28 protein-coding genes are annotated in these 17,322 nt (G+C 64.9%); 16 read left to right on the top strand and 12 right to left on the bottom strand.

The features are described from left to right. Position 1: 1 nt before the first annotated feature. From ACAM58_RS21295 to ACAM58_RS21250, 10 genes are all read right to left on the bottom strand, one after another. On the bottom strand, positions 2–844 hold the full coding sequence (locus ACAM58_RS21295) for a DUF2303 family protein (RefSeq protein ID WP_369663522.1): 843 nt from the start codon (positions 842–844) through the stop codon (positions 2–4). A gap of 3 nt (positions 845–847) precedes the next feature. Further along, positions 848–1,195: a hypothetical protein gene (locus ACAM58_RS21290; protein WP_369663521.1), complete on the bottom strand. Its 348-nt coding sequence runs from the start codon at positions 1,193–1,195 to the stop codon at positions 848–850. 53 nt (positions 1,196–1,248) lie between these two features. Continuing rightward, the gene (locus ACAM58_RS21285; protein WP_095744640.1) at positions 1,249–1,590 is read right to left on the bottom strand and encodes a hypothetical protein; all 342 of its coding nucleotides are present in this window, start codon (positions 1,588–1,590) and stop codon (positions 1,249–1,251) included. After that, complete coding sequence (locus tag ACAM58_RS21280) at positions 1,587–1,760, bottom strand: hypothetical protein (RefSeq protein WP_155736556.1); 174 nt, start codon at positions 1,758–1,760, stop codon at positions 1,587–1,589. The genes ACAM58_RS21285 and ACAM58_RS21280 overlap by 4 nt, the downstream gene beginning before the upstream one ends. After that, positions 1,757–1,879, bottom strand: a complete 123-nt coding sequence (locus ACAM58_RS21275; RefSeq protein WP_276307480.1) for a hypothetical protein — start codon at positions 1,877–1,879, stop codon at positions 1,757–1,759. Before ACAM58_RS21275 ends, ACAM58_RS21280 begins: the two co-directional genes overlap by 4 nt. Beyond that, the gene (locus tag ACAM58_RS21270; protein WP_369663520.1) at positions 1,876–2,322 is read right to left on the bottom strand and encodes a hypothetical protein; all 447 of its coding nucleotides are present in this window, start codon (positions 2,320–2,322) and stop codon (positions 1,876–1,878) included. The genes ACAM58_RS21275 and ACAM58_RS21270 overlap by 4 nt, the downstream gene beginning before the upstream one ends. Continuing rightward, entirely contained in the window at positions 2,319–2,723 is a 405-nt protein-coding gene (locus ACAM58_RS21265) for a hypothetical protein (RefSeq protein ID WP_369663519.1), read from the bottom strand. The genes ACAM58_RS21270 and ACAM58_RS21265 overlap by 4 nt, the downstream gene beginning before the upstream one ends. A 3-nt stretch (positions 2,724–2,726) precedes the next feature. Then, positions 2,727–2,924 carry a hypothetical protein gene (locus ACAM58_RS21260; protein ID WP_095744644.1) on the bottom strand — a complete coding sequence of 66 codons (198 nt, stop codon included), beginning with the start codon at positions 2,922–2,924 and terminating at the stop codon, positions 2,727–2,729. A gap of 122 nt (positions 2,925–3,046) precedes the next feature. Continuing rightward, a complete protein-coding gene (locus ACAM58_RS21255) occupies positions 3,047–3,547 on the bottom strand; it encodes a DUF4124 domain-containing protein (RefSeq protein WP_369663518.1) in 501 nt (166 codons plus the stop codon). Positions 3,548–3,562: 15 nt separating this feature from the next. Next, positions 3,563–4,294, bottom strand: a complete 732-nt coding sequence (locus tag ACAM58_RS21250; protein ID WP_157755002.1) for a S24 family peptidase — start codon at positions 4,292–4,294, stop codon at positions 3,563–3,565. Between the two features lie 85 nt (positions 4,295–4,379). Here ACAM58_RS21250 and ACAM58_RS21245 point away from each other — a divergent pair, with 85 nt between their 5' ends. Then, positions 4,380–4,643 carry a helix-turn-helix domain-containing protein gene (locus tag ACAM58_RS21245; protein ID WP_369663517.1) on the top strand — a complete coding sequence of 88 codons (264 nt, stop codon included), beginning with the start codon at positions 4,380–4,382 and terminating at the stop codon, positions 4,641–4,643. Further along, on the top strand, positions 4,636–5,001 hold the full coding sequence (locus tag ACAM58_RS21240) for a hypothetical protein (protein ID WP_369663516.1): 366 nt from the start codon (positions 4,636–4,638) through the stop codon (positions 4,999–5,001). The genes ACAM58_RS21245 and ACAM58_RS21240 overlap by 8 nt, the downstream gene beginning before the upstream one ends. 62 nt (positions 5,002–5,063) lie before the next feature. Here the strand turns inward: ACAM58_RS21240 and ACAM58_RS21235 are convergent, their stop codons facing one another. Beyond that, positions 5,064–5,357 carry a hypothetical protein gene (locus ACAM58_RS21235; protein WP_157755004.1) on the bottom strand — a complete coding sequence of 98 codons (294 nt, stop codon included), beginning with the start codon at positions 5,355–5,357 and terminating at the stop codon, positions 5,064–5,066. Between ACAM58_RS21235 and ACAM58_RS21230 the strand changes: the two genes are divergently transcribed. From ACAM58_RS21230 to ACAM58_RS21200, 7 genes are all read left to right on the top strand, one after another. Further along, the gene (locus tag ACAM58_RS21230; RefSeq protein WP_062362255.1) at positions 5,356–5,886 is read left to right on the top strand and encodes a phage regulatory CII family protein; all 531 of its coding nucleotides are present in this window, start codon (positions 5,356–5,358) and stop codon (positions 5,884–5,886) included. The genes ACAM58_RS21235 and ACAM58_RS21230 overlap by 2 nt on opposite strands. Further along, the gene (locus ACAM58_RS21225; RefSeq protein WP_369663515.1) at positions 5,883–6,395 is read left to right on the top strand and encodes a hypothetical protein; all 513 of its coding nucleotides are present in this window, start codon (positions 5,883–5,885) and stop codon (positions 6,393–6,395) included. Before ACAM58_RS21230 ends, ACAM58_RS21225 begins: the two co-directional genes overlap by 4 nt. Continuing rightward, the gene (locus ACAM58_RS21220; RefSeq protein WP_369663514.1) at positions 6,392–7,285 is read left to right on the top strand and encodes a helix-turn-helix domain-containing protein; all 894 of its coding nucleotides are present in this window, start codon (positions 6,392–6,394) and stop codon (positions 7,283–7,285) included. The genes ACAM58_RS21225 and ACAM58_RS21220 overlap by 4 nt, the downstream gene beginning before the upstream one ends. Then, the gene (locus tag ACAM58_RS21215; protein WP_369663513.1) at positions 7,270–8,049 is read left to right on the top strand and encodes a hypothetical protein; all 780 of its coding nucleotides are present in this window, start codon (positions 7,270–7,272) and stop codon (positions 8,047–8,049) included. The genes ACAM58_RS21220 and ACAM58_RS21215 overlap by 16 nt, the downstream gene beginning before the upstream one ends. Before the next feature lie 178 nt (positions 8,050–8,227). Then, the gene (locus ACAM58_RS21210; RefSeq protein WP_369663512.1) at positions 8,228–8,761 is read left to right on the top strand and encodes a hypothetical protein; all 534 of its coding nucleotides are present in this window, start codon (positions 8,228–8,230) and stop codon (positions 8,759–8,761) included. Continuing rightward, positions 8,761–10,803 (top strand): phage terminase large subunit family protein, encoded by a 2,043-nt coding sequence (locus ACAM58_RS21205; RefSeq protein WP_369663511.1) that lies wholly within the window; start codon positions 8,761–8,763, stop codon positions 10,801–10,803. Before ACAM58_RS21210 ends, ACAM58_RS21205 begins: the two co-directional genes overlap by 1 nt. A 2-nt stretch (positions 10,804–10,805) precedes the next feature. Beyond that, positions 10,806–11,120 (top strand): Mor transcription activator family protein, encoded by a 315-nt coding sequence (locus tag ACAM58_RS21200; protein ID WP_369663510.1) that lies wholly within the window; start codon positions 10,806–10,808, stop codon positions 11,118–11,120. On the opposite strand, the gene ACAM58_RS21195 is transcribed toward ACAM58_RS21200, so the two are convergent. Then, positions 11,095–11,796, bottom strand: a complete 702-nt coding sequence (locus ACAM58_RS21195) for a hypothetical protein (RefSeq protein WP_369663509.1) — start codon at positions 11,794–11,796, stop codon at positions 11,095–11,097. The genes ACAM58_RS21200 and ACAM58_RS21195 overlap by 26 nt on opposite strands. 155 nt (positions 11,797–11,951) lie before the next feature. On the opposite strand from ACAM58_RS21195, the gene ACAM58_RS21190 reads away from it, so the two are divergent. Genes ACAM58_RS21190 through ACAM58_RS21160 form a run of 7 tightly spaced genes read left to right on the top strand, consistent with a single transcriptional unit; the run spans position 11,952 to position 17,315 of the window. Further along, positions 11,952–12,149: a hypothetical protein gene (locus ACAM58_RS21190; protein WP_369663508.1), complete on the top strand. Its 198-nt coding sequence runs from the start codon at positions 11,952–11,954 to the stop codon at positions 12,147–12,149. A gap of 2 nt (positions 12,150–12,151) precedes the next feature. Beyond that, positions 12,152–13,783 carry a phage portal protein gene (locus ACAM58_RS21185; protein WP_369663507.1) on the top strand — a complete coding sequence of 544 codons (1,632 nt, stop codon included), beginning with the start codon at positions 12,152–12,154 and terminating at the stop codon, positions 13,781–13,783. Beyond that, positions 13,780–15,126 carry a S49 family peptidase gene (locus ACAM58_RS21180; protein WP_369663506.1) on the top strand — a complete coding sequence of 449 codons (1,347 nt, stop codon included), beginning with the start codon at positions 13,780–13,782 and terminating at the stop codon, positions 15,124–15,126. The genes ACAM58_RS21185 and ACAM58_RS21180 overlap by 4 nt, the downstream gene beginning before the upstream one ends. Before the next feature lie 26 nt (positions 15,127–15,152). Further along, positions 15,153–15,530, top strand: coding sequence for a head decoration protein (locus tag ACAM58_RS21175; protein WP_082572013.1), 378 nt, complete (start codon positions 15,153–15,155; stop codon positions 15,528–15,530). A 45-nt stretch (positions 15,531–15,575) separates the two neighbouring features. Then, on the top strand, positions 15,576–16,589 hold the full coding sequence (locus ACAM58_RS21170; protein ID WP_369663505.1) for a major capsid protein: 1,014 nt from the start codon (positions 15,576–15,578) through the stop codon (positions 16,587–16,589). Positions 16,590–16,599: 10 nt separating this feature from the next. Beyond that, complete coding sequence (locus ACAM58_RS21165; protein ID WP_369663504.1) at positions 16,600–16,902, top strand: hypothetical protein; 303 nt, start codon at positions 16,600–16,602, stop codon at positions 16,900–16,902. Next, complete coding sequence (locus ACAM58_RS21160; protein ID WP_369663503.1) at positions 16,902–17,315, top strand: hypothetical protein; 414 nt, start codon at positions 16,902–16,904, stop codon at positions 17,313–17,315. Before ACAM58_RS21165 ends, ACAM58_RS21160 begins: the two co-directional genes overlap by 1 nt. The last annotated feature ends 7 nt before the right edge of the window (positions 17,316–17,322 follow it).

Here is a 17,322-nt window from a genome sequence, read left to right as displayed (position 1 = left end):
TTCACGGCTTGCCGATCAGGACGGTGTAGCCCAGCGGCGTGGCGCCCTCGGGGGTGTTCACGGTCGCACTGCGCACCTGTTCGACGTAGCCCGTGAAGGCATCTTCGATGGCGTTCTCGGGACGCTCCAGCTCGTAGTGAAACTTCACCGCGCCGCTGTTCAGGCGGTACTTCAGGCGCGCGGTGAGCTTGTAGCCGCCGCCGTTCTTGAAGAGGCGGAGGCCGAGCGTGAAGGTCTTCGGAATCGACAGCCCGCCCTCGGCGCCGGCCGTGGCGTTGACGGTTTCCACGTAGGTGAGCTGGGTCTGCCCGTCCTGCAGGCGCTTCGCGCTCGAAAAGTTAATGCCCGTTGCCGCGGCAATGGTGGTCGCGACCGTGAGCAGCTTCTCGGCATCCTCGCCGTGCAGGTCGGCCATGTTGTCTTCGATGAACTCGGCGAACTCGGTCTGGCTGAAGACCTCGCCGTCCTTGTCGAGCCAGCGCTTCGCTTCCGGCGTGAGCACCGCAGCGAACACGGCGCGATGGTCGCGCCAGCCCGGGCCCGCCTTCGTGTCGTTGAACACGGCGGTGATGGTGCGAGCGTCGATGTCGGCGTACACGTAGCCCGATGACTGGGCCCGCTGGTCGGCAAGGTAGGTGAGCAGGCTTTCGAGCGAACCCAGGGCGATGGTGCCGCGCAGGCGGTTCGGTGCGGGCTGCGCCTGCTCGATCTTGCCGGTGAGGTCGATGTGCTGGAACGAGGGCGGCGCGATGAGGTGCGTCGTACCTGCGATCACCTTTGGCTCGAGGCCGGCGGCGGTGATATCGCGAACGAGTTGGGCGGTAGGCGCGTTGAGGGCGTCCATGGATCAGGCTTCCTTCAAGGTTGGGGGAGGGGTGGCGGTGGAAACATCACGCAGCTGCAGCTCTTGCTGCCGCGGGTGATTGCGGGAGGTCTCACCGTCTTCGGTGAGCCAGAAGAAGTCGCTCGCCTGCTCGGGCTTGGGCAGCTCGAGCTTTCGGTCGGCGGTGATGGTCACTTTGTCGACCGATCCGCTGTTGGAGCGAGTGGCCGGGGCCACCTTCACCTTCAGCGTGAGCGAGCCGGCGCGGCCGGTGGTTTGCACCGTGCGCAGCAGCTCGGCGAAGTCGGCGCTCAACGCGGCATTGGTGGTGCCTTCGTTGAGCTCGACAATGAAAAGGGAAAACGCTTTCACGGGCGTGGCTCTCCTGTGGTTGATGAAAGGGCGGGGTGGGGAAGGGGCGCGCCTCAGGCGGGCTGCGCTGCGGGCGCGCGGGCGGGCAGCAGCTCGCAACTGCTGACGCTCGCGCTTGTCTCGGGCGAACCGCGCGGGCCCAGCAGGGAGCGCGGATTGATGAGCACCAGGCGCAGCGCGTCGCCGGCCTTGAGCGCGGGGTGCGCCTTGCGCCAGGCTTCTGCGTTGGGGCCGAGCCAGCGCACGACATAGCCCTCGACGCGGCCGGGGCCTTGGTTGTCGATGAGCCGCATCTTCAGCACGAAGTCCTTGTTGTCATCGACGTGCTCGCTGACGGCCGGGCGGCCCGGGTAGTCCTTGCCCACGAAGAAGACGCCGGTAGTGGTGGTGGTCACAGGCGCTGTCCTTTCTTCTGCTCAGCGATCACGCGCTGGAAGGTCTTTCGGATGTCGGTTTCGCAGGCGCGCTGGTACTTGAAGCGCGGGTCGAGCAGGCCGCTCACGGGGCCGGTGGGCGGGAGCGGCGCGGGGCGCCGGCGGCGAGGTTCAAGCGCGAGCTGAATCACGGCGTGCTCCATCCGTAGACCGCCATCGCAGCGACGATGACGGGCATGACGATGGGCACCGCGAGCATCGCGATGGTCTTGAGCAGGCCCGGTGCGGGCTGTACGGGTGACGTTCTCACGCTGGCACCCCCGCATCGTTGGCGGCGATGGTCACGGCCTTCGTCACGTCGATGGTCACCACGAGCGAACGGCCGAACTTGAGCTTCACCTGCTCTTCCTTGGTGCCCCAGTCCTTGCGTTCGATTTCGCGAAAGCCGAGGTCGATGAGGGCGGAAAAGAGCTTGTCGTCTCGCGAGCACATCGCGGTCTGAATGCGCACGGTCTTGCCGTGGTCGTATGTGCAGAGGTCGCGGTGCGCGAGTTGGATGCCACGCTCTGCGAGCGCGGGCAGGAACTGGTCGAGCGCCGCGAGCTTTGCGCGCAACGCCTTGATTTCGGCGAGGCGCCGGCCGTGCTCGTAGTCGGCCTTTGCGACGGCCAGCTCTTCGAGGGTCTTCGGCTCGCGGCCGTTCACCTTCAAGTGCTTCTGCCAATCGCTGATGAGACGAAAGGGCGTGCTCATGCGGCACCGCCTTGCGCCTGATCGGCCGCCTTCGCGAAACCGCGCATCGAGCCGGCCGCACGGACGGCGGACAGGTTCAACGCATCGATTTCACCGTTGAGCGCTTGCGCCTGCGCTGCGAACTGCGCGCGCATGGGGTGTGAGGGCGTGTCTTCGACGTGGGCGCGAACCACGCCGTCTGCGATGCCGGGCAGCGAGACCTTGCCGGCCTTCAGCGCCTTGTCCGCGAGCGGCAGGCCCATGGGCTGCCACGCGGCGATGCCGACTGCGGGGCAGCGATAGAACGCCTGGCGGCGCGTGCTGACCTTGCGAATCCAAATGTCCACGCGCGCCGAGCCGGTCGGGACGAAGCCGGTGGCTGCGCCCGCGCTCGTGGCATGGTGAGCTTTGATGCCCCGCATCGCTTAGCTCGCGTGCTCGAGGCGTTCGACGCGGGCAATCGGGTGCCCGGTCTTGGTGTGGGCGGCTTCGAGGGCCGCGCTACCGTCTTTGGCGTCGAGGTCGACGTGCGGGAGCAGGCCCGATTCGCTGGATGCCGGCTCGTAGAAGCAGCGGTAGCTGCGGGCGGCCGAGGCCGGGATCGTGTTCGCCTGTCGCTTCATATCAATCTCCGTGTTGCGAAGATTGAATACTAGGGCGACTAGTTATCTAAGTAAATAGGGCGACTAGTGATCGCGGGCACTTTTTTGTAACAGTGCCACTATTGAGTTTCGGAAAGGGCTGCTCAGCGGCAGCCGAGCTGGTCGCAGCGCTTGCGGGCGCTTTCGACTTGCGCGAGCAGTTCGCGCGCTCTGGTGTCGCATCGAGTTGCGGCAGCCTGTGCCTCGGCCGAAATGGATTGGTCGCGCACGGCCCCGGCGAGGTTGTTGTTGGATCGAACCTTGTCGCCCAGGATGTATTGCTGTTCGCGGTCACATGCGGCGCGATGGTTCGACACTGCGGCATTCGCATCGCGTAGCGCGTATTCGGCATCGCGCCGGAGTCGCTCTCGCTCTGCCGTTGCGAGTTTCTCCTGATCGCTCAAGGCGCTCGGGGAGGGGGCCGCTGTCGCGACAGGTGGCGCGTACTGCTCTTTGAGCTTCGTCTGTGCTTGTGCTCCAGCGCACGGCGTCTCTTGGAATGAAGTCTTGCCGTCCACCACGCACTTGTACATGCCCCACGCGGGAGCGCACAGGATCGCGCTCGAAGCCAGCAGCAGGGCTGGCGCATTCGTCAACAGTCGCATTTGATTCCCTCTCTCCTAGAGTTCGGCGCCCATCCAGAGCGCTCGCCCGATGATCTCAAAATCCACCTCTTCGCCATCAATGATGCGGTCGGGAAATTCCGACTTGTCATGGTTCGCGGACACGGCCTTGACGGCGCCGTTCTCGAGGCGATAGAGCTTCTTGATGAAGAGTTCGCGCTCGTAGCGGAATGCGTAGAACTTGCCATCGCGAATGCGTTCGCGAGCGTTTTCGGAGTTGGTTACCAGAAGCACTGCGCCATCGCGAATGTCGGTCTCGTTGCTTCGTCCAACGGCGTCAACGACTAGGGCTGTGCGCTCGGTCAGCCCCAGCTTTCGAAGAAAGTCCCGGCGGAAGGTAAGGGGTGCTTTGTTGCCCTCTTCATAGACCACCTGGCCGTGCCCTTGCGAAAAGGAAACGCCAACGCGTCGCACGCGCACGAACTCATCTTCGTCCGGGACGTAGGCGACATTCTTCGCGGCTTCCTCTGCTAGGCGCGGACTGAACGCCGCGATGTCGACGCGCAATCCTTCGGCGAACCCGCGTGCAGCCTTGAGGCTGATCGGCATACCTTTGCCATTGAGGCACTGCCATACCGCGCCTTGGTTGCCGATGCCGTATTTCTGACCGAATGCCTCTTGGCTCATGCCGTGCTCTGCGGCAAGATAGAGCGCCTTCAGCTTCCTCGATTCTTCGAGGTTTTCGGCTGTAAGCGTTCCCTGCTTTGACTTCTTTGCTACGGTATTCATAGTCCTGCAATCATTAGCGCGGCTAGTAAGTCTTTCAACTAGTGCCCCTATTGCATTGATGAAATAGTGCCGCTAGTATTGGGTGGTGCGAAACATCAAATCCATCCGCGAGCGCCTCGGCGTGACGCAGCAGGTTCTGGCCGATGGAATCGGCTGTACGCAGGGAAACATCGGCCACTACGAGTGCGGCCAGACCATGCCGCCAAAGGTGGCGCGACGGCTCATCGAGTTCGCGAAGGGGCGCGGCTTCCGGATCACGTTCGATGACATCTATGGCGATGAGCCGTTGACCGAGCATTGCCCCACGCCGTGCGGCGCCCGCGTGGAGGGGGAGGACGCGCATGCGTGACGGTCTTCTGAAGTCGCGCGCCCTCATCACCCTCGTGGATTGGGTCGCGGTACTGGCGGAAATTGCGTTGCTCTTCGCATGGAAGGCGGCGGCAATGCAGGGCGCCGGCCGTGTGCTGGTGGCCTGGCTAGTCATTTCTGGTTTGGGCGGGTGCGCGTGCATCTTGGCTCCGATCGGTCGCTTGCCTCCGCCGGCGTTCGGTCATCTCCTGCTGGTGGTCTGCAGCGTGCTCTCTGGTGGCGCGCTGTTTTGGTTCGGACACAGCTTGCTCGGCGCTCTGGCGCTCATGGGCTTGTTCGGGACGTGCGTCTATCGCCACCGATGTGACGCCGCAGAGAGGGTGCCGCGCCTCAGATGACCCGGACCTCCCTCCACCTTCAGGCGCTCGCTGCGCAACGCGAGCGGCGCATTGCCACGTTCTCACGACCATCGCACGTCCGCCGGGCGCACCACGTCGACGGCGGGCGTCAGCACGCGTCGGCACAGCCCCTCGAGCGTCTTCGTCTGCCGCGGTGTGCGTGCGCCATGCGCCAGCGCGCTCGCCGAGCAGATGGCGATCCACGCCGAGACGGTTTCCCGGTTGATTTCGGGCTCCACCTCCAGCAACAGCACGAGCTGCTGCAGGAATTGCTCGATGGCATCGATTCGCTCGCTGGGCGTGGGGGCGAAGGCTTCCATGGCCGGCGGGTCTTTCTCTTCTCTTGAGGTTTGCATGAACGCAACTTTCTCAATTCCCGGCCATCTCGCCTATGGCGGCGATGAGCCCAATCCCTCCAGACCCGCGGGGCAGGACATCCTTGATGCGGTCTACAACACGGTGCACGGATATCCGGGCGGCGTCACGGCGCTGGCTGCGCGCATGGGCATTCCCGTCAACACGCTGACGCACAAGGCGAATCCCAACACGACCACGCACCAGCCCAACCCGCGTGAACTCATCGCGATGCAGGCATTCAGCGGCAATTTCGCGGTGCTCCATGCGATGGCCGAGGCCCTGGGCCACACCTGCACTCTGGCGACGCCGGACCAGTCCGGCGCCGATCCGGTCGAGGCGCTGATGCGGTTGCACTCAGCGTTCGCGGACTACGTACGGGCCACGGCAGATGCGGTGCGCGAAGGCGAGGGCGCTGTCACGGGCAATCAGGTCCGCCGTGCGGACTACGCCGCGCAGGAGGTCATCGCGGCCGTGGGCCACGTCATGGCGCTCCTGCGCGGGCGCATGCGGAAGGCGCCGCAGACATGAGCCGTGGGGAAATGGATGTGCCGGCCGATATCGACTTGGCGAGCCTGCTCGAGCGGGTCGATGAGGTTGGCGATTGCCTGATCTGGAACTGCTATGCGCTCGATGGCCTGCATCCGCAGTGGCGCGTTGGCGGGCGGCTATGGAACGTGCGGCGGTTGCTGTGGCTGCTCGTGCGTGGGCCGCTCGCGGCCGGCCTGCAGGTAGGTGTCGGATGCGATGTCGACCTGTGCGTACATCCCGACCACCTGGCGGCGCGCACGCGCTCGCAGGCATGCGCCGGCAAGCCGAAGACCGCCGCTCACCGGGTGCGCATCGCGCTTGCGAAGCGGGCCGATTCAACGCTGACAGCCGACATCGTGCAGGCAGTGCGCATGAGCGCGGAGCCGAGCGTTGTCCTCGATGAGCAGCTCGGGCTCTCGCGCGGCTATGCCTCGAAGCTGCGCACAGGAGCGGTTTGGCGGCAGCACGGGTGCGCGTTCGGCGGCCTGGGGGAGCGTGCAGCGTCATGAGCATCAAGGTGATGACGATGGTGTTCGACCGATACCCCGTGGGCGGTAGCGAGCGGCTTCTCGCGCTGGCCATTGCAGACCATGCGCACGACGACGGGACGCACATCTACCCGGCCATCGACACGCTGGCGAGCAAGACGATGCAGAGCCGCAGCACGGTGCAGCGGCAGATCGCCAAGATGCTCGCCATCGGGTGGCTCGAGCGCGTCGGGTCGAAGACGGGGCGCGGCTACGTCAATGAATACCGCATTTCGTCGGCGTGGATCAGGGGCGAGTTGTTGCCTTCACAAGTCGCGCCGCCGCTTGTTACAGACGTGGAGCCCAGTTATCCACAAGCAGGTCAGATTGACACCCTTATTTCTGCGAAGAAGGGTGTCATCCAGAACGAAAAGGGTGTCATCCACGACGTGAAGGGTGTCACAGCTATGACACCCGAATCTTCAGAACCGCCAAAGAACCGAACCCCCCTACCCCCCGAGGGGGGAGCGACGGGTTTCGATCAGGTCTTTGCGGGATACCCTAACCATGCCAACCGAGCGAAGGCAGAGCGGCGGTGGCGCCGGCTTGGGCCCGACGCGGCATTGCAGCAGGCCATGCTCGCAGCCATCGCCGTGCAGCGGCACAGCGTGAAGTGGACGAAGGACAAGGGCCAGTTCGTGCCCGAGTTCCACACCTGGCTGCGCAACGCGGGTTGGCGCGACGACGTGAGCGAGCGCGGCTCGGTCGTGCCGTGGGACACCAACCGCAGCACCATCGAAGCCAAGGCGGCTGAGCTGGGCATGGCCCCTTGGAACGAGGGGGACCTGAGCGTCAACCGCGAGACCTTCCACGTCTACACCGAGCGCGTGCGCCGTCTGGTCGAGCAGGAGGCTGAATGCGCATCGACCTGAAGCTCGACGGCATCGAGTCCGTGCGCGGTGCACTCAACAAGTTCACGGGCAATCAGGCGCGCGATGCGTTCGCCGCGGCCCTCAACGACACGGCCTTTCGCGTTCGCCGAGAAATGCAAAAGGAAATGCGGGCGGTCTTCGACAAGCCGACGCCGTACATCCTCAAGAGCGTGTATGTCCGGCAGGCCACGCGGCAGCGGCAGGATGTCGCCATCGAGCCCACCTACTTCGGTGGCAAGGGTGTCGACCCGCAGAAGATCCTTCAAGCGCAGGAGTTCGGCGGAAGGCGCGCGGACAAGCGCAGCGAGGTGGCGCTGCGCCGTGTGGGCATCCTGCCTGCTGGCTACCAGACGGTCATTCCTGCGAGCCCTTACCCGGGCAGCGATGACGGCCGGGGCAACCTGCGCGGCTCATTCCTTTCGCAGTTGCTGTCGTACTTCCGCGCGTTCGGCGAGCAGGGCTACCGGGCCAACATGACGGACAAGCGTCGTGCGCGCGTGCACCAAGGCTCGAAGAAGGTCGATGGCCGTCGCTACTTCGTGGCCTATGGGCGCTTGCGCAGTGGGCCCACGGCACACCTGCCTCCTGGCATATGGGCGGCAGCGGGCACGCATGGTGTTGATGTGCGCCCTGTGCTGTTGTTCGTGCAGGTGGGTGAGTACGTGCCGCTGCTCAGCATGGAGACGGTGGCCGAGCATGCCGATGTTGATGCGTACATGGCGCGTCGGCTGCGCTACCGCATCAGGCAGGCGGTGGGCGAATGACGACGGCCAAGGCAGGCATGCACCACCGCAGGGCGCCGAGGGGGCGATGCGAGAAAACAACATCGACCGGGGGAGGGCGCGGGTCCCTCCTGGAGGCCTGCCGTGCGGGTAATTCGAACCGCGTCCTCGGACTGTTCACCGACCTTCCTAAGGGGGTTAAGTGAAGGTAGTTGAGGCTATGGGTGTGGGCATCACGCAAGCGGAGTTCGCTGCGCTGGTTGGGGTGAGCGAGGCGAAGGCGAGCCAGTTGGTCGGCGAGGGCGTCATTGAGCGCGGGCAGACCGCGCACGCGTGGTTGCTCGCCTACTGCGAACGCCTGCGCGAGGTCGCCGCGGGCCGCGCATCGGTCGAGGCCGGCGGCCTTGACCTCGTGCAGGAGCGCGCCAGGCTGGCGCGCAGCCAGCGCGAGGCGCAGGACATCAAGAACGCCGTGGCGCGTGGCGAGTTCGCGCCCATCGGCCTGCTCGCCGACGTGCTCGGCATGGCATCGAGCGCGGTCGTGGATCGCTTCGAGCAGCTCGAGGGTGCGTTGCGCAAGGCCTGCCCCGAGTTGCCGGACGAAGCGAAGGCCACCGTGCAGCAGGTCATTGCGAACGCGCGCAACGAGTGGATTCGCGCGACTGAAAAGCTCGTGGTGCTCGAGCTGGATCGGCTGGCGTCTGACGACGACGGCAGCGTAGAGGATGCGCTCGGCGAAGAGGCGGGGCAGTAGTGGCCGAGTACGTTTCGCGTGAAACATTGCGCGCCGTGATCCACGCGGTGAGCCTCGGCCTTGCCAGCCTGCGCGCCGAGGTCTTTCAGACGCTCAGCGAGTGGGCCCGCGACAACTTCAAGCTGGCTGGCGAAAGCTCGCACCAGAAGGGTGGATGGATCGCGTGGTCCTTTCAGATCGGCATCCTCGACTTCATGAGCGATGACCGCATCGAGGAACTCGACGTGGAGAAGTCGAAGCGCGTCGGCTACACGAAGATGATCACCGCCTTCGTGGCCTATAACATCGCGCACCGCCGGCGCAAGCAGGCGCTGTGGCAGCCGACAGACGACGACCGCGACAGCTACGTCAAGAGCGAAATCGATCCCATCCTCGATGCGCGCGACGGCGTGCCCTCGGTACAGGCGGCGCGCCGCAAAGGTGGTGGCAGCGACGACACCATCAAGATGAAGAAGTTTCGCGACAGCGTTCTTCATCTGCTCGGAGGGAAGGCGAAGCGAGCCTATCGGCGCATCACTGTGGCGATTGCCATCCTCGATGAGTGGTCCGCCTTCGACCAGACCATCGAGAAATCGGGCGACCCGGGCGGCCTTGCGAAGGGCCGCCTCGAAGGCGCGCCCTATCCGAAGTTCGTTGGCGGCTCGACGCCTGGCTTCAAAGGGCTGTGCCATGTCGAGCGTGCCGTGCTCAACGCCGAGGGCTTCGTCCGGTTCTACATCGACTGCAAGCACTGCGGCCTCGAGCATCCGCTCGCATGGGGCGGCAAAGGAAAGCTGCACGGCTTCAAGTGGGAGCGCGGCAACCCCGCCAGCGTGCACCATGTCTGCCCGCATTGCCGCAAGTCCATTCGGCAAAGCGACTTCCTGCAGGGCGGCCTCCCCATGCAGGGCACCTGGGTGTGCGAGAAGACGGGCAAGAGGTTCGGGCCGGACAGGGTGTGGCGCGACAGCGCCGGCATGCCCACTCGCCCGCCGAAGACACTGGGCGTGCACATCTGGGCCGCGTACAGCCCGCAGCGCACTTGGGAAAGCATCGTCAAGGAATTCGAGGAAGCGCTCGACGCGCTCGCCCGCGGCGACTCGGGGCCGATGCAGCTCTTCGTCAACGAGACGCTCGGCGAGACATGGGAAGTCGTCGGCGAGCGCACCGATGAGCATGCGCTGCAATCGCGTGCCGAGGACTACCCACTGAAGACGGTGCCGGCGGGCGGCCTGATTCTGACGGCGGGTGTGGACGTGCAGCGCGACCGTTGGGAAATCGACGTGTGGGCGTGGGGCCGCGGCTTGGAGTCCTGGCACGTCGACCACCACGTCATCCATGGCAATCCCGCGTCCGAGGATGACTGGGCGCCGGTCGCGGCCTACCTGTCGAGCCGCTACGTGCAAGCTTGGCACGGCGGCTCGATGGGATTGAGCGCAATTTCCATCGACTCGAGCGACCAAACGCAGGCGGTCTACAACTGGGTGCGCAAGACACAGCACCAGCTTCCGAGGCTGCGCGCCATTAAGGGGCGAGGCGAAGAGAACGTGCCCGTCCTAGGCCCCAGCAGTCCGCAGGAGGTGCGTTGGAACGGCACGAAGATTCCCAACGGCATCAAGCTGTGGAATGTTGGCATCGACTCGGCGAAGGACCTGTTGCTCGGGCAACTCGCCATCGAGAAGCCGGGGCCAGGCTTCGTGCATTTCAGCCAGGAGCTGCCGCAAGAGTGGTTCGAGCAGCTCACGGCCGAACAGCGCATCCTCGTGAAGGTCAACGGGAAAGAAGCCTACCGTTGGGTCAAGCGCCGGCCTCGCAATGAGGTGCTTGACAACCGCAACTACGCGCTGCACGCCGCCTTCGGCCTCGGCCTCCACAACTACGCGGACAAGCGGTGGAGCGACCTCGAGGCCTCTGTGCAGCCAGCGCGCGATCTGTTCTCGGCGCCTGCGCCAGTCGTTTCACCTCCCTCAGTTCAAACACCCGCCCCTGCGCTTGCGGCGAATGCGTCCGGCGCGTCGCATGCGGCGGACTTCGACATCTTCTCTCCCATCGCTCTCAACTAAAAATGACAGAACCACACTCCAGCGACGAGCCGCTCGCAATCATCGAAGAGGAAGCGCGCGCTATGGCTCAGTGCTTCGGCGTGGCGGCGCCGGACGAGGCCGCGGCGTCGCTGATGGACCGCATCCTGCTGCGGCTTGGCGGTGAGCACATCTACTTTCCGCGAAGAAGCTCGAAGGAGCGGCAGAGAGTGCATGCGGAAATTGTGAGCAAGTTCAACGGGAGCAACCTCTTTGAACTGGCACGCCAGTATGAAATGTCGCCGCGGCACATCCGGCGAATCCTGGCTGCGCTCAATCGCTCTTCGATGAGGCAATAAATTGCAGAAACGATTTTCCCATCGCCGTAACCTGCAACGGTTGGAAGGTTGAGCTTTCCAACATAGAGAATTCTTGCTTCGACGCGAAGGTCGGAAGATCGTAAATGTCCCCGCGGGCAATGAGCGCGCGGGTGTCCAGATCGAAAACGAAGAGTCGGAAAGCTTCTACTTCCAAGGGGTGCTCAAGTTTTGGGTCTATCGCAGCATGAAGCTCGGGCAGTGACTCTATTGCTGCCAGTCTTCCTTCGCAGCTCAGAAGCGAGGCAAGTATTGATAGGTGTGAAACTGTCAATTCATCGATATACCGAAGAAAAAGATGACATGAATCTTCCGGGAATCTCTCACGGTCAAGACTCGACACAATGCCGTTTTGAAGAGCTTCTATCTTTTCCTTGCGGTGATTCTTGACTGCGGTTCCGGTTGCTTGAATCAATATGCTGACAAACGCCGGATCACTTTGCAGGTCTTGAGGAAGGCGGTTGAATTTTCGCTCTATCGTGTTCAACGCTTCGGAAACACGTTCCATCCAACGCTGCCTGCGCGCTTCGATGGGATTCAAGAAAATGCCAGCAATCTCGGCAAGCGTGCCGGTTTCGTCTACAGCCGCGGTGAGTATCGTTTTGAGCGATCCAAGGGCCAGTTCTTCTGATAGCGGGCTTGCTGGAGGTTTTATCATTTGAATGCGCGGTGGATAGAGTGACGAGAGGGTAAACGAACAGGCGAAGCGGGGACGGAAGTTTGTGACTTTGTCCAGCGGACTTGTCCGCGATGAACTGTTGTCATCGCTGCATGGGCATTTACCGCCACCTCACAGTTTCAGAACTCCAAGCGATGCGCACGCGCCTGATGGCGTCGCTGCAGGACCGGCTCGCTTCCCCCACATCCGCCGCCCACAACGGGCGCTCTGTTCAGTATCAACAGAACGTCGCTGATATCCGCAAGGAAATCGCGGCGTTGAGCGAAGAGCTCGAAGCCCGCGGCGTCGGTGTTTCCGGTGGCGCGGTGCGCGGCCCGATCTACATCGTTTGAAGATGAGCCGCCGCAACCGCCGTCTCATGCACGCTGGCCCGCGCATCTCCGCGCCAGGCGCCGGCGGCCCCGCAGGCGCCGGGATGAACGCGCATGAAGCCGCGTCAACCAACGACCTGGCCCTGCATGGCTGGAACCCCATCGCCGGCAGCGCAGATGCGGATCTGCTGCCCGACCTCGACACGCTGACTGCACGCTCGCGCGACCTCGGTCGCAACAACGGCCTCATGGCCGGCGGCATGCAGACGATGCGCGACAACATCGTCGGATCGGTGCTGCGGCTCAGCGCGACGCCGGACTATCGCTTGCTCGGGTGGACGCGCGAGCAGAGCCGTGAATGGGGCAACGTCGTGGAGGCGAAGTTCCGTTCGTGGGCCGAGACAACCGAGTGCGACGCGGCGCGCACGCAGAACCTGCTTGGCCTCACGCTGCAAGCTCTCGGCGGCGCCATGCTCAACGGCGACGCGTTGGGCTTGCCGCTGTGGCTGCCTCGTCCTGGCACGCGCTGGAACACGCGCTTGATGATGGTCGAGGCAGACCGGCTCGCGACGCCCCTGGGCCTCGAGCATCGCGACGACATCCGCAAAGGCATCGAGTTCGACCGCTGGGGTGCGCCTGTGGCGTACCACATCCTCAAGCGCCATCCGGGCGATGTGTTCGCGTTCGGCTTCTATGGCATGACGCGAGAAGCGCAGCTCATGGAGTGGGACCGCATCCCGGCTTTCACCGCGTGGGGCCGTCGTCGTGTCATCCACTTGCACGACAAGGAACGCACCGGCCAATCGCGCGGCAAGCCCGTTGTCACGGCCGTCATGCGCGAATTCCACATGGCCGGCAAGTACGCGGCGAATGAGTTGCAGGCCAGCCTTGCGAACTCGCTCGTTGCCGCATTCCTCGAGTCGGACCTTGATCCGAACTCGGCTGCCGCGCTGTTCGGCGACAACCCGCGCGAACAGTGGAATGCGTCAGTGGCGCAGACCCGCAATATCCGCCAGCTCAAGGGCGCGGCGGTCATTCCGCTGCCCGCCGGCGCGCGCCTCTCCAGCTTCACGCCAGGCCGCCCGAATCAGGCCTTCGAGGCATTCATGCTCGCCTCGCTGCGACACATCGCCGCCGGCATGAACCTGCCCTATGAGCTGCTGCTGAAGGACTTCAGCAAGTCGAACTACAGCAGCGCGCGTGCCGCCCTGCTCGAGGCTTGGCGTTACTTCCACGGCCGCCGCCGCTGGCTCACCGACTACTGGCTTCGGGCCATCTACGAACTGTGGTTCGAAGAAGCCGTGAACGCCGGCGAGATCGAGGCGCCCGGCTTCTACGAAAACCGCTACGCCTATCTGCGTGCGCGCTTCATTTTTGGCGGCCGTGGCTGGGTTGATCCAGTGAAGGAAGCGCAGGCCGCCGGTCTGCGCATCGAAATGGGCATCTCCACGCTCGAGAAGGAATGCGCGGAGCAGGGCGACGACTACGAAGAAATCATGGATCAGCGCGCCATCGAGTTGCGCATGGCCGCTGACCGTGGCCTCAACACCGCGCAGCCCATCGCCGTGGCACTGGCTTCGGCCGGGCAGGGCAAGTCCGACGACGAAGAACAGCCTGGCGCATCCCAAGGGCAGAACGAGGAAACCGCCGCATGAAATACCCACATCTCGCAGCGCGGATCTTCAACACGCCGCTGCTCATCCATCCGCAGAAGCTCGACGCCATCATTGCCGGCCTGAGCGACCGCCTGCTCGGCGCCATGCCGCTGATGGTTGCCTCGGCCGATGGCTTGCCCAAGCTGGCGCCCGAGCTGTTCTCGACGCGGCGCGGCGAGCAGAGCGACCGCGGCTATCGCGTGGTCGAAGGCGTCGCGGTGCTCAACGTCAACGGCGCGTTGCTGCATCGCAGCCGCCTCGATGTGGCGGAGAGCACTTTCCTCGTGGGCTACAACGACCTGGCCGCCGACCTCGAGGATGCGATGAGCCATCCCGACATTCACGCGGTCCTTCAGGTCTACGACAGCCCGGGCGGCGAGGCGCAGGGCGCATTCGAATATGCGCAGCGCGTGTTCGATTTGCGCGGTCGCAAGCCCATGCAGGCCATCGCTGACGGCATGGCGCTGTCCGCCGCCTATCTGGGCGCCAGCGCAGCCGACGAAGTGGCGGTTACCGCAACCGGCTATGCCGGCTCCGTGGGTGTGGTCTCGCGGCACGTCGACTTCTCGCGCGCGCTCGATCAGGACGGCATCACCGTGACGCACATCTTCGCCGGTGCGCACAAGGTCGACGGCAACCCCTACGAGCCGCTGCCCGCCGACGTGCGCAGCGCGTGGCAAGCCGAGATTGACGGGCTCTACACGATGTTCGTGGATGCGGTCGCGCGCCACCGCGGCATGGAAGCGGCGGCCGTGCGCAAGACGCAGGCCGCCAGCTATTCCGGCGTCGCGGCCGTGGCCTCTGGCCTGGCCGACCGCATCGCCACCACAGACCAACTGATTTCCGAACTGGCCGCCCAACGCGGCCGGTCCTTCCCTGTCGGGCCGACCGCCCGATCCAACGCCAACGACAAAGGAGCATCTATGTCTGGCATTTCCCCCAACGAGGCGGGCGGTCATCAAGCCGCAGCAGCCCCCGCCGGTGCGCCGGCAGTTCCCTCCGCTTTCACGCAGGCCAATGTGGATGCGGCACGCGCCGAAGGCCGCCAGGAGGGCGCGCTGACCGAGCGCACTCGCGTGAGCGGCATCTTCGCGCACGAGGCCGCGGCCGGGCGCACGCAGTTGGCCATTCAGTGCGTCACCAGCGGCCTGAGCGTCGAGCAAGCCGGCGCCGTTCTCGGTGCCGCACCGGTGGCGACCGCCGCGCCGGTGAATGCCTTCGCCACCGCCATGGCCGCGGTGGGCAATCCCGATGTCTCGGGCGTCGAGGCCGGCAGCGGCGCGCAGACCGACGAGGCCGCTCTCGCGAGCCAGATCGTCGCGAGCTTCCGCGGCTCGCGCTGATTCAACCATTCACAGGAGTTGCGAACATGAACTATCGCGCAAGTTTCTCGACGGAGGGCGTTTCTGCCTCCAAGGTGCTCGTGGCCGGCAACGCCCACCTGCTGGTGGGCCGCAAGGTCACGCTGCTGGCCGGCGCGGTCTACGCGGCCGGCACGGTGCTCGGCGTCATCACTGCTTCGAAGAAGCACACCGTCAGCGCCTCGGCCGCCACCGATGGCAGCGAAGAGCCGGACCTGATCCTGGCCGAAACGGTCGACGCCACCGCGGGCGACCGGGAAGCGCTCGGCTATGCACGCGGCGACTTCAACACGAGCGCGCTCGTGCTCGGCGCGGGTCACACCGTTGCCAGCATCACCGAAGCCCTGCGCACCAAGGGCATCACCTTGCTGGCCGACGTGGCCTGACGCCCAGCACCCAGCAATCCAACCTCTCAATCAGGAGCAACTTTCATGGACATTTTTTCCATCGGCGTCCTCGCGCGCGTGATCGCCGAGCTTCCGGCCCCTGCGCCGTTCATCCTCAATTCGTTCTTCACGGCCATGCAGACCGAGACGAGCGAGGAAATCCACTTCGATGTCGAGAACGGTCGCCGCCGCCTGGCGCCGTTCGTCGCGCCCATCGTGGCTGGCAAGGTCGTGCAGTCGAAGGGCTTCGTTACCAAGACCTTCAAGCCCGCCTACATCAAGGACAAGCGCGTCTTCGACAGTTCGCGCCCGTTCAAGCGTGCCATCGGTGAGCGCATCGGCGGCGAGCTGTCGCCGGCGCAGCGCCTGCAGGCATTGCTCGCCACCGATCTGCAGGATCAGCTCGAGATGCTCGCCCGCCGTCAGGAAGTCATGGCTGTGGAAGCGCTGCGCACCGGCAAGGTCACCGTCAAGGGCGAACAGTATCCGACCGTGGTCGTGGACTTCGGTCGCCATGCCGACCTGACCGTCGAACTCACCGCTGGCGACCGCTGGGGCGAAACCGGCGTCGACCCGCTCGAGGACGTGCAGAAGTGGTCGATGGGCGTCACGCAGCACTCGGGCGCAGCCGGCAACACGCTCATCATGGACGTGAAGTCCTGGCAACTCTTCAGCGCCGCGCCTTCGGTGCAGAAGCTGCTCGACCGCTTCCGCGGCGCCGACAAGCTCAACGCGACCGTGCTCGGCGAGGGCGGTCGCTACATGGGCAACATCGGCGACTTCGATATCTGGGTCTATGCCGGCTGGTACGAAGACCCGGACACCGGCGCGCTGACGCCGTACCTGCCCGACTACACGGTGCTCATCACGAGCCCGGACCTCGAAGGCACACGCGCCTACGGCGCGATCAAGGACGAAGAGTCCGGCTTTCAGGCCATGCCGTACTTCTCGAAGTCGTGGGTGGAGAAGGACCCGGCCGTGCGCCTGCTGCTGCTGCAATCGGCCCCGCTGCCGGTGCCGTACCGCGTCAACGCTTCGATGTCGGCCAAGGTTCGCTGAGGCCCCGAGCATGTCCGCGCGCGCGCCCTTCGCCGACATCGAAGCCATGGTGGATGCCGGGGTGCTCGGCCACCTGGCGAACGCCATCGCGACGGTGGCGGGCGTCGACGTGCCGGTCATCTTCGATGTGCCGTCCGCCCAGTCCTTCGACGGGCAGATCGACGCTAGCGCACCCGAATGCAGCGGGGCTGCCGAGCTGCTCGCGAATGTCGAGCGCGGAGACACCATCGTTCTGCGCGGGCGCAGCTACGAGGTGGTGACTGCGGAGTCCGATGGCGCCGGATTCATTCGCCTCGTGCTGGGGAGCCTCTGATGCTGGCGCTCGAACCCGCCATCGTGCAGCGGCTGCGCGCGAGCCTAGCCGAAGCGTGGACCGTGAAGGGCATGTTCTCCGACGCCGGAAAGCGGGAGCCTGACCTCTTTGCATCCGTGATGTTTGGTGATGCGGATGTGCCGGCCAGCGAGGTGCCGGGAGTGCTGGTGCGGCCGTTGTGGCTTGTCACGCTCGTTGGCAGGCGCGCCGATGCAGAGGCCGCACCGCAGCTCGACAGCGCCTTCGCGCTCGTCATCGAGGCGCTTCACGGCTGGGCGCCTGGGCAGGTCACCGGCAGACGCTGGGAGCGTCTTCAACTGGTGCGCGTGAAGCCGCCACCTTTCCTCGAGAACGGCCTTGTCGGCATCGAACTCGCTTTTTCTACTTCCGCCCGCTTCGACGGGCAACCCTGAAAGGACA

This window comes from Variovorax sp. V116 (genome assembly GCF_041154435.1).
Taxonomy (GTDB): Bacteria; Pseudomonadota; Gammaproteobacteria; order Burkholderiales; family Burkholderiaceae_C; genus Variovorax; species Variovorax paradoxus.
This window is presented reverse-complemented; position numbering and strand designations above follow the sequence as displayed.